At 63.1% G+C, this 12881-nt stretch carries 11 protein-coding genes; 4 read left to right on the forward strand and 7 right to left on the reverse strand.

What is annotated here, in order from left to right; translation table 11 throughout:
• Nucleotides 1-3: 3 nt before the first annotated feature.
• Nucleotides 4-849, forward strand: coding sequence for a siderophore-interacting protein (locus J7355_RS02170; RefSeq protein ID WP_209059439.1), 846 nt, complete (start codon nt 4-6; stop codon nt 847-849).
• Nucleotides 850-867: 18 nt separating this feature from the next.
• Here the strand turns inward: J7355_RS02170 and J7355_RS02175 are convergent, their stop codons facing one another.
• From J7355_RS02175 to J7355_RS02205, 7 genes are all read right to left on the reverse strand, one after another.
• A complete protein-coding gene (locus J7355_RS02175; protein ID WP_209059442.1) occupies nt 868-1422 on the reverse strand; it encodes a cytochrome b in 555 nt (184 codons plus the stop codon).
• A gap of 174 nt (nt 1423-1596) precedes the next feature.
• Complete coding sequence (locus J7355_RS02180) at nt 1597-2217, reverse strand: class I SAM-dependent methyltransferase (protein ID WP_209059444.1); 621 nt, start codon at nt 2215-2217, stop codon at nt 1597-1599.
• A gap of 66 nt (nt 2218-2283) precedes the next feature.
• Complete coding sequence (locus J7355_RS02185) at nt 2284-3132, reverse strand: ABC transporter ATP-binding protein (protein ID WP_209059446.1); 849 nt, start codon at nt 3130-3132, stop codon at nt 2284-2286.
• Nucleotides 3129-4211 (reverse strand): iron ABC transporter permease, encoded by a 1083-nt coding sequence (locus tag J7355_RS02190; protein WP_348522986.1) that lies wholly within the window; start codon nt 4209-4211, stop codon nt 3129-3131. Before J7355_RS02190 ends, J7355_RS02185 begins: the two co-directional genes overlap by 4 nt.
• Nucleotides 4212-4216: 5 nt before the next feature.
• Nucleotides 4217-5263 carry an iron ABC transporter permease gene (locus J7355_RS02195; RefSeq protein WP_280637541.1) on the reverse strand — a complete coding sequence of 349 codons (1047 nt, stop codon included), beginning with the start codon at nt 5261-5263 and terminating at the stop codon, nt 4217-4219.
• Entirely contained in the window at nt 5260-6201 is a 942-nt protein-coding gene (locus J7355_RS02200) for an iron-siderophore ABC transporter substrate-binding protein (RefSeq protein WP_209059453.1), read from the reverse strand. Before J7355_RS02200 ends, J7355_RS02195 begins: the two co-directional genes overlap by 4 nt.
• A 68-nt stretch (nt 6202-6269) precedes the next feature.
• Nucleotides 6270-8225 carry a ligand-gated channel protein gene (locus J7355_RS02205; protein ID WP_209059455.1) on the reverse strand — a complete coding sequence of 652 codons (1956 nt, stop codon included), beginning with the start codon at nt 8223-8225 and terminating at the stop codon, nt 6270-6272.
• Between the two features lie 135 nt (nt 8226-8360).
• Here J7355_RS02205 and J7355_RS02210 point away from each other — a divergent pair, with 135 nt between their 5' ends.
• The 3 genes from J7355_RS02210 to J7355_RS02220 all read left to right on the forward strand — a co-directional run bounded on the left by J7355_RS02210 (nt 8361) and on the right by J7355_RS02220 (nt 11629).
• A complete protein-coding gene (locus J7355_RS02210) occupies nt 8361-9263 on the forward strand; it encodes a LysR family transcriptional regulator (RefSeq protein ID WP_209059458.1) in 903 nt (300 codons plus the stop codon).
• 1107 nt (nt 9264-10370) lie between these two features.
• Nucleotides 10371-11036 carry an SOS response-associated peptidase gene (locus tag J7355_RS02215; protein WP_123592298.1) on the forward strand — a complete coding sequence of 222 codons (666 nt, stop codon included), beginning with the start codon at nt 10371-10373 and terminating at the stop codon, nt 11034-11036.
• Between the two features lie 92 nt (nt 11037-11128).
• Nucleotides 11129-11629: a hypothetical protein gene (locus tag J7355_RS02220; protein ID WP_123592297.1), complete on the forward strand. Its 501-nt coding sequence runs from the start codon at nt 11129-11131 to the stop codon at nt 11627-11629.
• The last annotated feature ends 1252 nt before the right edge of the window (nt 11630-12881 follow it).

Raw genomic sequence — 12881 nt, forward strand, 5'->3', positions numbered from 1 at the left:
GGGATGGTCGACGAAGCACGCAAAGAGGTTGGCCGCTCGCGGCTCGAGCCGACATTGTTGACCGTGACCGCGGTTATGCGCGTGAGCCCGAGGATGGCCCGCGTGCGTCTAACCGGCGGACCATTGGTCGCGCTGCCGCAAGACTGCGCCGGTGCCCACATCAAGCTGTTCTTTGCGCGCGCGGGCCAGCGCGTGCCGTGTCTGCCCGAATTGGGGCCGAATGGGCTGGTCTGGCCGGGTGCCGACGCAAGGCCGATCACGCGGACTTATTCGATCCGCCGCTTCGATGCTGCCGCGCCCGCCGTCGAGGTCGATTTCGTGCTTCACGGCGACGATGGCCCCGCCTCGGCCTGGGCCGCGCGGGCGGCGCCCGGCGATGTCATCGGCTTCGCCGGCCCCGGCGGGCCTTACCCGCTGCTCGCGGCGACGAATGACGTGCTGCTGGCCGGCGACATGAGCGCGCTACCGGCGATCAGTGCGCTGCTGGAATCGTTGCCGGCCAGCGCGACCGGCCGGGCTTTCATCGAAATTCCCCACGCTGACGATCGGCAGTCGCTGGTTTACGAGGCCGATGTGCCGATCACCTGGTTGGTGTCGGATACGCTCCCGGGTGCGTTGGATACCGCACTTATACGCGCGGTGCGTGCCGACGTCGCCCCGGTCGGCAGCGCAGCGTGGGTGGCGGGGGAAAACGCGACAGTGTTAGCGCTGCGCGATCATTTGCTCCGCGTGCGTGGCTACGATCGGCGCTGTATCTACACCGTGCCGTACTGGAAGGCCGCGGCGGCCGAGGAGCACTACCACGGCGAGCGTCATCGCGTGATGGACGCGTTCAACGCGGCGGACTGAATACCTTGGCGCGGGCGGTTAGCCCAGCTCGTCGCCCTTTGTCATGCGCGCGATCAGCGGCTCTTTCCACGCGTAGGTGTGCATGAACGCCATCGCGATGTGCCCAGCGATGAGCGCGAACAGGGTCCAGCCGAGGAAGCCGTGCCAGGCGCCGCCGAGATCGGTCATCCATGCGATCTCGTTTGCGCGGCTCGCGAAGATGTCGATGCCCAGCGCCGAGAAGGGGCGGGTGGAACCGTAGGCGCGGATTATCGCGACCACGGGGACGGCGATCAGCAGCAAATACATCGCGACATGACCGAGAGCGGCGAGCCTGTTGAGCGCGCCCGCGTGTGACGGGCGGCGGGAAAGATTGAGTAGGCCCCAGGCACCGCGCAGCACGGCAAGGACCAGAATCAGTACGCCGTTGGAAAAATGAAAGCCAAAGAAGAAGTCCGTAATCGCCGTGTCGTCTAGAGCGTAGTGCAGTACCGCCGAGGTGATCTGCCAGAGCAGCAGCAAAAACATCGACCAGTGGAAAAAACGGCTGGCGAGCCCGTAGCCGTGTTCGTGGTCCATTACGCGCGTGTCCATCGTCTTTTTCCGTTCTTGACCTCGCGATCAGGCGCGGGGTCGTGTTGAAGCAGTCGTTATTTCGTTCTAGCGCAGATTTTGGTTCGGTTCGTTTGCGTTGCACAACCGACGCAGACGCAACGGCGCGTTGTAAAATCCGCAACATGCGGCTACCGCGACAGCGCGGCCGACCGCTCAGGCCGATGCGAGACGGCTGACTTCGAGTCCGGAGCCCACCGGCAGCAATACGCTGTCGATGCCCGCCTTGGCGCGCACGGCCTGGCCATAGCGCTGCACGTTCTCGCCACCCGGCCGCAGCATGTTGTCCGCCACGACGATCGCGCCGGGCGCCAGCTTCGGATAGAAGGCCTTCAGGCAGGGCATGTAGAGATCCTTCCAGAGATCCAGCAGCACGAAATCGATCGGATCGGTCAGCTCGTCGATCATCTCGACCGCATCGCCGACCTGGAAGTCGATATGGCTGTCCAGTCCGGCGCGTGCTGCCATATCGCGGGCGTATCGCGATTTGTAGTCCTGCATTTCCATGGTCGTCACGCGGCCGCCGGCGGCGCGTGCCGCCTCGCCGAGCCAGATCGTGGAGTAGCCGTAGGAGGTGCCCAGCTCGAGAATATGCGGGGCGTCGAGGCTGCGCGCGAGCACGTTGATCAGCCGGCCGGTATGCGGACCGACGGCGAGCAGACGGCGGTCGCGGTCGGTATGTCGGTCGCGTTGTACCGCGGGATCGTCGCGGTGGGCACGCTCTTCGCGCAGCAGTTCGTCGTAGTGTGCGAGCACGTCCTCAATGCGTTCGCCCATGGTCACCTCGCGTAACAATGAAGTCGGATACGGCGGTCAGATGGTCGGCGTTCGATACCTGACCATTCATCGACTTACGGCGCACGCGGGTGCAGGTTCGCGCGTGCGCCGAAGGTTCGTGAGCACGGGCGAGCCGGTGCCCGGGTCGGCGAGCAGCGTGCAGTCGATACCGTAGAGTTCGCGCACGAGATCAGTTGTCACAACCTCGCTCGGTGCGCCGGCGGCGATGATCTCGCCGGCGCGCATCGCGATCAGGTGATCGGCGTAGCGGCAGGCGTTGACCAGGTCGTGCAGTACCATGACGACGGTCTTGCCGGCCGCTGCGAGCTCGCGGATCAGTTCGAAGACCTCGATGGCATGGCCGAGATCGAGCGCGGTCGTAGGCTCGTCGAGCAGCAGCAGCGGTGTCTGCTGGGCAACGGTCATGGCGATCCAGGCCCGCTGGCGCTGACCACCCGACATGGCGTCCAGCGGACGATCGGCCAGCGCCTCGAGATCGGCGGCGGCCAGTGCTGCTGAGACCACGCGCGCGTCCTCGGCTGACCAGTGGCGCAGCCAACCCTGATGCGGCTGCCGGCCGAAGCGGATGAGCTCTGCGGCGGTCAACCCCTCCGGCGCGCTCACGCTCTGCGGCAGCAGGGCGAGCGCGCGGGCCAGCTCACGCCCGCCGAATTCGCGTATATCCCGCCCGTCAAGCGTCACGTGGCCCGTTTCGGGCGTATGCAGGCGCGCGAGACCCGCGAGCAGCGTCGACTTGCCGCAGCCGTTTGGGCCGACGATCGCGGTCACGCGCCGCGCGGGCAGGGCCAGATCCAGGTTCCGGATGACGGCGCGCTTGCCGTAGGCCAGCGTCAGGCCCTGCGCACCGAGCGGGCTCGACGCGAGCGCCGACGAGTCGAAGGCTGGATCGTTCATGGCGCTATTCTGTGGCCCGGACGCAGGAGTATCCAGAGCAGGAACGGCCCGCCCACCACCGCCGTGACCAGCCCCACGGGAATCTCGATCGGCGCGAGCAGCAGGCGCCCGGCCAAGTCTGCCGCGGTCATGATCGCAGCCCCCGCGAGCGCGGCGCCGACCAGCGGCACGCCACGATGCGAGGACAGGTGCCGCGCGATCTCCGGGCCCATGAGCGCGACCAGCGCGACCGGACCGGCTACCGCCACCGCCAGCGCGCTGAGCACGACCGCAATCGCAAGTGCGGCGAGCCGGCAGCCGCGCACGTTGATACCCAGCGTCTGCGCCGTCGCGTCGGAAAAACGCAGCACGGCCAGCGAGCGTGCCAGCATGAGCGCCGCGACCATTCCGACGACCAGCCCAGCAGCGAGCAGCGCGATCGAGCCGGCCTCGGGCGCGTTCAGGCTGCCGACCGTCCAGGCGTAGGCCGCGTTGGCATCATCAATGGGCGCGCGGGCGAGCATGAGATGGGTGACCGCGCGAAAGGCCGCACCAACGCCCAGGCCGGCAACGATGAAGCGATAGCCGCGCGTGCCGATGCCGCCGGCCAGGGAGAACGTGACGGCGGTGGCGGTCGCCGCCCCGGCCAGTGCCATTACCGCCGGCGCGAAATGCGCGCTCACGCCGGTGACTGTGGCTACGGCGAAGGCGGTCGCCCCGTTATCGATGCCGATGATGCCCGGGGTGGCGAGTCGGTTGCGCGCCAGCGTCTGAGTCAAACAGCCTGCCAGCGAAAATGCCGCGCCGGTCAGCAGCGCGGCCTCCACACGGGCGAGCCGCAGTTCCTGGATCACGAACACGTCCATCGCATCGCCCTGGCCGAAAATCGCCCGCAGCGCAGCCTGCGGTGCGATCGGCACGCTGCCGAGACATAGCGAGGCCAGCGCGACAGCGGCCAGAAGCAGGGCGAGCAGCCCGTTTGCGGCGACGGTTCGCCGGTCGATCAGTACCGCGCGCTGGGTCGGACCGCGCGAAAGGCCAATCCGCCATGTCCCGGCCGGTGGCGCGACGGGGTCGCGCGCGTTAGAGAGCGTTCGCACCGTGCTCACAGGCTTGGCAGCCGCCGCAGCCGCACTACCGCAACAAGAACGGGCGCGCCGATGAGTGCGGTCAGCACACCGATCGGTAGCTCCGAAGGGCGCACCACCAGGCGCGAGACGATATCGGCGGTCACAACCATGAGCGCGCCCGCGGGCAGGCACAGCCAGAGCGTACGGCGCACGTCGGGGCCGGCGAGCGCGCGGGCGGCGAACGGGGCGACCAGACCCACGAACGCGATCAGCCCGGCGATGGCAGTGGCCGACCCCACCAGCAATGCAACCGCGATCACGACCATGAAGCGCACGAGGCGTGGTCGGTGGCCAAGCCCTGTGGCCACGCGTTCGCCGAGCGCGAGTGCGGCCAGCGGACGGGCGATCGCAACCACGATCGCAGCCGCGATCGCGAGTCCCGGCAGCAGCGCCGTGACATCTGTCAGGCGACGGCCCGCCAGACTGCCGACGATCCAGAAGCGGATCTCGTCGGCGGTGCGCTCGTCGACGAGCAGAATCATGTAGGTCAGCGCATCGAGCACGCCCGAAAGCACTGCGCCGGCCAGCACCAGCCGGACCGGGTCGTTGCCCACGCCGCGCAATCGAGCCGCGGCGAGCACCGCCATGCAGCCGGCGAGCGCGCCGAGCTGGGCGACGGGCACCCGCAGCGTGGCCGCGCTTTCGCCGAAGGCCAGGGCCAGGGCGACCGCGAGCACGCTGCCCGCGCTTACCCCGAGCAGCCCGGGCTCGGCCAGCGGGTTGCGCGTGACGGCCTGTAGCAGGGCCCCGGCAACACCAAGCGCTGCGCCGACCAGCACGCCGACGATCGTGCGCGGCCCACGCAGGGATTCGATGACGAAACGCGCTTCACCGCTCGACGCCCAGCCGCCATCGCCGGCCGGGGCATGCAGCAGCGTGGCCAGGGATGTGATCGGGCCGGTCGAGCCGGCGCCGAACATCAGACTGGCGATACAGACCAGGGCGAGCGCTGCGGTCAGCAGCGCGAACCAAAGGCCCGGCCGCCGGCGCGTGTGGGTGCGTGCGGCCGGCGGCCTGCTCAACGCGGCGCGTCGACGCCCAGCGCGCCGGCGATATCGTCGAGGATGGCTTCGGCGGCGATCGGGCCCGATGCGCTGGTCCATAACTGGCCGTCTACAGGCACGACCTGGTCACGCTTGACGACGTTCAGGCGGGTGAAGGCCGGTGACGTGCGAGCGGTTTCCAGCGCCTTCTCGCCATCGGCGTTCAGCGTGGCGAGAAACAGCCAGTCGCTGTCGATGCGGTCGACATTCTCCAGGCTCAGCGGATCACTGTGCGGACGGCCTTGCGGCACCAGTGCGTCATCGTCGACGTCGAAGCCGGCATCGGCCAGTACGCGCGAGGAGAAAATGATATCGGCCATAACGAGCGGCCCCTGTGGCATCCAGCGCACGAGCTTAGCGCTGGTGTCGTCGGAAACACGCGCGCGGATCGCCGCAGCGCGTGCTTCGTATTGCGCGATCAACGATTCGGCCTGTTCGCCTCGACCGAGCGCTGCGCCGTAAAGCCGGGTCTCCTGCTGCCAGGCATCGGACGCAAACGTATCGTTTGCGGGTACGATCGTGTGCGCGATCTTCGACAGCAGCGCGTACTGTTTTTGCGTGAGTCGGGACGAAGCCAGGATGAGATCCGGCCGCTGGGCGACGACGGCTTCGATGTTGGTCTCGCGCGCGGTGCCGACGATGTCGATGGCGCCCACGCGGTCGCTCATATAGCGCGCCACCCCGTCGCCGCCGCGCGTGGCGATGGCCGCGACCGGTGTCGCGCCGAGCGCGACGGCCGCATCGAGCGCACCTTCGTAGAGGGTGACCACGCGTTCCGGGGTGCCATCGACCTCGACATCGCCGTATTTCGTATCGAGGGTGCGTGCCGCGCCGACGGTACTGACGACAAGCAGCGCGACGCCGCACAACAGGGCGATGCCCGATACGCGGGGCGGGCGGGATCGATTAAAAAACATGGTTCGAACTCCGTGAAAAACGCGGGCGCTGCGGCGACCGCGCATGGATAAAAGCGCGCGGTGCCGGTCTAGAACTCCAGGTTCAGCCCCAACCAGTAGCGCCGGCCGTCCTCGACGTAGCCGTATTCGTCGTAGGTGACGTCTTCGTCGAACATATTGTAGACGCCAAGATTGACGGTGGTGCCTTCGGCCAAAAGGTAGCTCGTGCCGACATCGACGAAGGTGTAGGAAGGCGCAATCAGCGCGTTCTGTGAGGGTCCCGTCGTGGGTTGGCTTTCCTCGCCTCGGTAGGTCAGGCGCGCCCACGGCGAGAGCCGCACGGTGGGCCGCCAGTTCAGCGTAGCCGTGGCCAGATGCTTGGGCAGTTGAGTGAGTGGCTCGCCTTCGTACTCGCCGGATTTCTGTTCGGAATCGGTGTAGGTGTAGCTGGCGGTGAAGTTCAGGCTGTCGCCCAAAGGCGCCGAGACGCTGGCTTCCACGCCTTGCGTGACGGCCTCGTCGACGTTGATGCGATAAGTTGGATCCGAGCCGAACTGGTTGGGGCCCGCGGCGCAGATCTCGATCGGGCAGGCGACGCGGGTGATCTTGTCCTTGAAGTCGGTATGAAAGATGGTCACGCTCGCGTTGGCACCCCAGCCGGCCGCGTAGAGCAGTCCGAGCTCCTTATTGACCGAGGTTTCAGGCTCGAGGTCGGGGTTGCCGTACACATTGCCGCCGCGACTGACCTGGCCGAAGTCCGGCGTGATTTCACGCAGATCCGGGGCCCGGAAGCCGGTTGATACGCCGCCCTTGAGGGTCCAGTTCTCTAGCGCGTTCCAGACACCATACAGACGCGGACTCACGTGGCTGTCGAAGTTTTCGTCCTCGTCCAGACGTACGCCGCCGGTCAGCGCGAAGGTCTGCGTGATCATCCACTCGTCTTCCGCGAACACCGCCCATTTGGTGTTATCGATATTCGTGCGATCGGATATCTGATTCGACGTGCCGTCATAGAGTTCTTCTTTTTCGAACATGCCGCCGAGCGTGACGATATGCATGCCCATCGGCATGACCAGGCTGGATTTGGCCACCGTGTTTGTGATTTCCATTTCACGGCTGCGGTTTTCCGCCACCTCGCGCTGGATGTAAGAGTCGGTGGTGCCGAACGACCAGCGGCCCATATGGCTTAACGAATAGTGTTCGCGCTGATAGCGGCCGAAGGAATCCGTGCAGCCGCCGCGACAGCCGGTCACTTGCCCGGAACGGCCGACGTTCTGCTCGCGGGTCTGTTCTTCAGCGCCTGCTTCCAGAATGAGGTCGTGGTTATCGCTAGGTGTGAAGGCAAGCTTGGCCGTGAGATTACGCAGCTCCTTGCCTTCATAGCCGTTGATGATCTCGTCCTCCTCGCGGCGGCTGACCTGGCCGTACAGCTGTAGCCCGACGAGATCCTCGACCAGCGGTCCGCCGGTGTAGAAATTAGCCTGCTGCCGGTCGCCGGAATCACCGTTTTCCTGAATAAAGGTATCCAGCTGTACTGCGCCGCCCCAGTCATCCGGTACCTTGCGGGTGATGATGTTGATCACGCCGCCGATCGCGTCCGAGCCGTAGAGCGTGGACATCGGGCCGCGAATGACCTCGATGCGCTCGATTGCCTGTAGTGGCGGGAGAAAATCCTGTTCGAATCCGGCACTGCCATTCGGGCGCGTCTCGCGCGTGTTCTGACGCCTGCCGTCGACCAGGATCAGCGTGTACTGGGCGGGCAGGCCGCGAATGCTGATGTCGCGGCCATTGTCGCCTGCGCCGCCGCCGGTCACGATCACGCCCGGAATTTCGCGCAGTGCATCGGTGACATTGCGGTAGTAGCGCTTTTCAAGCGTCTCACGGTCCACCGTGCTAATGGATGCCGGCGCGTTTTCGACCGCCTGCTCGTAGCCGGCGGCTGTTACCACGACCTCGCTCAGCGCCATATCGTTCTGGGCATGGGCAGTTCCGCATGAAGCCGCCACCGCGGCCAGAGACAGGCCGCTACGCTGTACCAAACGCATGTATCCCCCTCGTCTAATGAATACGAATCATTCTCATTAATATTGTGCTATAAAGCCGTCTGCAGCAGAGGCAACGCCCGGTTTCAGAAAACGCAACGCAGCGTGGCTGTCTGCACCTACACGAAAGGAATGTGCATGCATCATCTCGACGAGCTCGCGGTATTCGTGGCGGTACTAGAGGCTCAGAGCCTGTCTGCCAGCGCTCGCGCCATGGGGGTGGCGAAATCAACGTTGAGCCGGCGTTTGAGTCGTCTTGAACGGCGGCTCGGCCAGCCGTTGCTGCGCCGTCAGTCAAACCGGTTAGTGCCGACTGAAGCGGGCGATACGTTCGCCGACTACTGTCAGCGCATGCTCGATCTGAACCGCGAAAGCCGACTCGCGCTCGATAACCTGCGCGAGCGTGTGCGCGGCGGGATCACCGTGCACGCGCATCCTCTGTTTATGCGCAGCTGGTTTGCGCATCGCATCGAGGATTTTCTGGCACGGTTTGTCGAGATGGAACTGACCCTTTCCACGCTGACTACGCCACCGCAGCACGACGCCGGCGTGTCCATTTGCCTGTGGCCCGGTGCCCTCGGCGACTGCGGGCTGCGCGTCGAGCAGGTCGGGGCACTCACTCGCGGAATTTATGCGGCGCCGTCGTATATTCACGCGCGCGGCGCCCCGAGCCATCCGCGTGATCTTGCAGACCACGCCTGGGTAGACATGCTCGGCGTGCTCGACGACGGGCTGACGCTGGAACATGTCGACGGCGAGCCTTACCGCATGGCGCCGGTGCATACGCGGTCGCGCGCGGACCAGGTCGTGCTCCAGGCCGACGCAATCGTACGCGGCAAGGGCCTGGGCGTGCTTTACGACTGGACGGCCGAACGTCGTTCGCGGGCGCATCCCGGAGAGCTGCTGCGTTGCCTGCACGACTGGCGCCTGCCCGCCGTGCCTGTATCGCTGGCCTATCCGTTCGGTCAGCTGCCGCGCAAGACAAAATGCCTGCTCGACTACCTGCGCACAGCCATTCCGGAGGCATGGACGACAGCGTGAACAGTTTTGACGCCGTGACAGACACAGCCTCCGCCATGTTCACCTAGCGATCCCGCGACTCATGGCCAGTCTTTTCGACGGTGGCGGTGTGCGAATCGAAACCGCACTGGCATATACGTAGATCTCCGACGACATCACCCCGCAGCTGGTTCGGCCGGATCGCAGGCGATTTCTTGCTCGGTGTCAACGGTCCCGATGCGTAGGTCTAACGATCAGTTGTTAACGCTATTTCCTCAGAAATCGCGCGCGGGGCAGGGTATTGGCGCTACTCAGATGCAAACCAATTACGTGCATTCGAAACACTTAATTGGTTAACGACTTAGTAGCGGAGGGCTGCAGCAAATATGGTGGGCCCGGCAGGACTCGAACCTGCGACCAAGGGATTATGAGTTCTGCAGCAATAGGTGATTATAAGGCAAATCAACAACATACGACGGCACTCTATAAAACACGATTGCTCTTTATAAACAGCTAATTACGGTGTTTTACGCATTGTTGGCGCAACTTGCGGATGTACCTCTATTGCACCTGCCAGATGAGCCGGTTCAGCTGGCGAGAAGAACCCAGCTGTCGATCAGGCTGCGCGTTGATCAACTGTGGATAACCCTCTGGATAGCCCAACTTATCCACGCATAAACGGTCACCAAATTTTGCCGGTTTTACGCATAAACGGTCACAAAATTACGCATAAACGGTCACCAAGACCGCTTGAAACCATTGCGCCCCAATGGCTTCAGAGCCCCTCCTATAGTACCTATAGGAGGAGTCCTATAGTAGGCGGCCAAAAACTGTGGAAAAGTCGAAATCGCAGCAGTCGGAGCGCGAAATTCAGCAGCTTTGCGCAAGCATCTCTTGTTGGAGATAAGCACCGAGTCGGCAGCTCAAGACGGATTGATGCGACGATAAGAAAAACGGTAAGCGGACAACGAGGTGCCTGCTATGGCGAGCCTAATACCACTGTTCTGCGTGTTGGCGTTCCTTTTAGTCGCCGGCATAGCGGTGGCCGTTCTTCAGCATCGCTACGAGGAACGCAAAGAACGAGAAGCAGCCGAATCTCGTGCGAAGACGTTGGAGCGCGAAGTGGATCTAGTACGCAGTCGATAACCGATGTGCGGAAGTTATGGGCGAACCACTGCTGCCGAGGCCTACGCGAAAATCATCGGCGCTACGGTCTCGCCAAAACTAGACGATACGGCGAGCTATAACCGGCCGCCGGGTACGTTCCAGCTCTGCGCGCTGAAGAATCCGGATACTGGCGAGCTGACACTTGGCCCCGGATGGTGGGGCTTCATACCGAACTGGGCGGCCGGCACTAAATTGGCTCCTATCAACGCCAGGTCAGAGACAGCCCACGAGAAAAAGCTCTTCGCCAAGTCATTTCGACACCAGCGATGCTTGATCGCAGCGGACTGGTGGTACGAATGGCAGCGCGCCGGCGATCGCAAGCAGCCCTACGCTATCCAACCAAAAACCCAGCAGCCATTCTTCTTCGCCGGCATCTGGTCCAAAGCATCCCGACTACCTGACGATCATGCGGCTAGTGGGCAAGTCACGTTCGCAATCCTGACGGGCCCGGCGAACGATGACATCGCGCATATCCACGATCGCCAGCCTCAAGCACTCACGGCCGAGGCTGCACGAAAATGGCTTAGCCCCGATAAGGACATCTCGGCACTAAACGGGTTACTGCGCGAGGGTCGTTATCCGGCTTACGAGAGTTGGGTCATTAGCGAAAGCATCGGCAACCGTGCGAATGACGATTACTCAATATAGTTGAGCAGCTCACTCTTGCGGAATGCTAAAGGCCCCATGCCTGACGCCGATACCGATCTTGAGGTATCGAGGAACATTAATGAGGCAAGACAATGAGAAAGGTAACCACCGGGCTCGCTCTCGTCGCTGTCGCCACGTCGGCTCACGCGTTCGATACTAGTGACGCGTCGAAAAAAGTGCAGCAATACAGCGAACTCATTGCGTGCCAGTTACCTGATCCAAGTGACTATCCGCCGAATCAATACAAGGCGGTACAGATCAAGGAGGGAATGGAAGCCGGCTTAAGCACTTTCGGCGCTGTTTGGGTTGTTCACTGGAACGGTGATTATGGTTGTAGCGGCGGGAATGGCACGTCCCTTCCGCACTTCACTGTTGTCGAACACAGCGGATTCGGCTCGGCCGAGCCAGTGATTAAAGCGGATTTCACCATCCCGAACCTGGAGCTGGTAAAACTCCGCAGTATGTCTGCAAGAGATGAAATACTTCATCTAGAGGGCATCGCTTATGGCCCGGACGACCGTCAGCATCAGCCTTCCCAGAGGGTGTCATACGATCTAAAGCTCGAATATGACCAGTTTGTACTTATGGAATAACAGCCAACGCAGATAGCCTCTGCAACGCGAGTGGCGAAATGCCCCAAGGGGGATAGCGGTCGCGCCTATTGATCGCTCGCTGGCCACGAAACAGACCTGCCGCTCACGACACCGCGTCATTGTGGGTCGAAAGGCCGCTGTTTCAGGGAATCGGTCGTCGTCGAGCCTTGGGGGGATAGCGGTCGCGGCTGCATGACGCAGGCCAAGATGGCCGACGTATCGACGCGCATTGCGCCTCAGTGTGGTTGAGTTTTAACCAGAGGTATCCGAGACCTTTAAACGTACCCTTGCACATGGACATACCCACGGGCTTATCCACAAGTACTGTGTACTACTAAGCGTCATGGTGCCTGGCGAAAATCGGGCTACTGGAACTTAGCGACCGAACCCCATACTGGCCTCTGCAGGGCTTCTAGGCTCAATGGTGGAGGCTATTTCGGTGTTTCTTTTGAGCGTATGCGAGACCGCCGATGACTACGGCAACCGTAGCCAGGACGCCGACGATGCCTAGAATGTTGATCATGATTCCTCCACTTCAGAAGTGTCTCAATTCAGAGCATTGCACCGGCAGCGTACAAGGTAAATGCATCGATGCTGACCCTGAGCTCGTCGCTGATTGGTAATGTCGCCGAGCGAAGCCGGACGGCCGGGCGGCAGATTTCTCAAGCGATCTAAAACCCATCTAAGAATGGCGGATCTTAGACCTCGTTCTTAGCGTCATCTCCGCAAATTACGTGAGACGCAAACTGCGCTGCGTCGGCCCGGGCCGACAGGTCGCCCCCACGAAGGGTCTATTTATTAGGCACCCCACCCCATGAGTGGGATCGCCCACGAAATCCACAGCTCTCGCCGCCAATGCGATGGAGGGCCGTTCATTGAGCCCGAAACCGCATCGGTGGTGGCCGCGAAGCGGACAGGCAGTGAGTCTTCGTGGGCGACCGTCGCCTAGACTTCGCTAAGCCACTTGGCGAAACGCTGCGTCGCACCGTTGATCACCGTCGGCCTTTGCTCCCGGGACAACATCTGTCGGAACGTTCCGACGAATGGGATAGGTAGGAAGAGAGTGCGGGGCAACATCTGTCGGAACGTTCCGACGAATGGGATAGGTAGGAAGAGAGTGTGGGGCCGACCATACCCCGGTTTCAGTAGCGTTTCGATCCAGAGCCCCAGGGTTTAAATGGCCGCTTCTGCGGCCATCCGCGCAGCGTAGTCAGCGGGCGTCAGCCCGCTGAGTTCTTTCTTCGGTCGTTCT

Origin of the sequence: Endozoicomonas sp. G2_2 (assembly GCF_017744135.1) — a bacterium.
Classification (GTDB): domain Bacteria; phylum Pseudomonadota; class Gammaproteobacteria; order Nevskiales; family Salinisphaeraceae; genus Salinisphaera.